The 1046-nt window shown below is 56.3% G+C and carries 1 protein-coding gene and 1 pseudogene; both read right to left on the bottom strand.

Annotated features, from left to right (window positions below; genetic code table 11):
• Positions 1 to 804: pseudogene (locus ACQRBH_RS17225) on the bottom strand (VirB4-like conjugal transfer ATPase, CD1110 family); the annotation flags it as partial.
• A partial coding sequence (locus ACQRBH_RS17220; protein ID WP_427762681.1) for a PrgI family protein occupies positions 734 to 1046 on the bottom strand: 313 nt, incomplete at its 5' end. The gene ACQRBH_RS17220 and the pseudogene ACQRBH_RS17225, both read right to left, overlap by 71 nt.

Below are 1046 nucleotides of genomic sequence, written 5' to 3'. Positions count from 1 at the left end.
GGCCAGCATTTCATCCGACAGCTCCGGGGCGAGGATTTGCAGGAAACTCACCGCGCCGTATTTGCCGCCCATGCCAAAGGTTTTTGCATTGCCAAAGCACAGGGAGGACGGGGCGATAAAGTCCTTGGTGGAAAGGCCGGAGGGGGTCATCCACTTCCAGTCAAAATTGAACAGCTCCCCGTCCGGGTGGAACACACCATGCAGCACCGCAAGCCGCTCTTTGCCGTTCATCACATGGGCCACGGCTCCCATCGTCTTGAAATAGCCTAAGAGGTCAAGGCCGATGCGGTTCAGTCTGGCCCTTGCGGATTTCGGGCTATCGGCCTCAATGGTGAACGTCAGGTACTTGGTCTTGACGATGCCGTTGTTGCCGTTTGCAAGCTGCTTTTGCAGGATGCCGGTGTACTCGGCCCGGATGTCGTCGAAGTCGTCCCCCTGCGGTGCGATCTCAAAGCTCTTGGCGTACTGCACCGGGTCAACCCTGCGGTTCAGGAACGAAAACTGGACGTGGATAGAGGCGTCCACATAGTTGTAGAGGTCGCAAAGATGTTCAAAGATGGCCGTCTTGGTGTCCGGCTGGGCGAGCTGATAGCTGATGTCCTCAAAGGCAATGCACTTGGAAAAGGTGTTTTTCGTCAGGCGGCACACGCCGTCCGGGTACATGGCCTCATAGGGGATGGTGGCCTGCGCCGTATGGGGCTTGCCGTCGCCCTTGTACTTGCGGATTACTGCGTCAATTTCTTTTCGCTGGGCGCGGGTCAGCTTTGTTTTTTCGGTTTCTCTTGGGATTTCTTTTTTGGACAATGGCCTTTACCTCCTGTTCCATTTGATGCTGCCGCATTAGGGCGGCGTAGGCGTTGTTGGTCTGGTAGGGGCGCTCCTTGGGGCGGAGGAAGCAGCACTGAATCATCTGCATTACCACCACTTCAAGGGGCTGGCCGTGACGCTCATACATGGCAAGCAAAAAGCCCGGCAGCATGATAAAGACCATAAGCAGGGCCGCCGCACTGGTGGAGAGATAGTCACGGGTGAGAAAGTATAACGGA

Origin of the sequence: Bariatricus sp. SGI.161 (assembly GCF_050313695.1) — a bacterium.
Classification (GTDB): domain Bacteria; phylum Bacillota; class Clostridia; order Lachnospirales; family Lachnospiraceae; genus JAFBIX01.
This window is presented reverse-complemented; position numbering and strand designations above follow the sequence as displayed.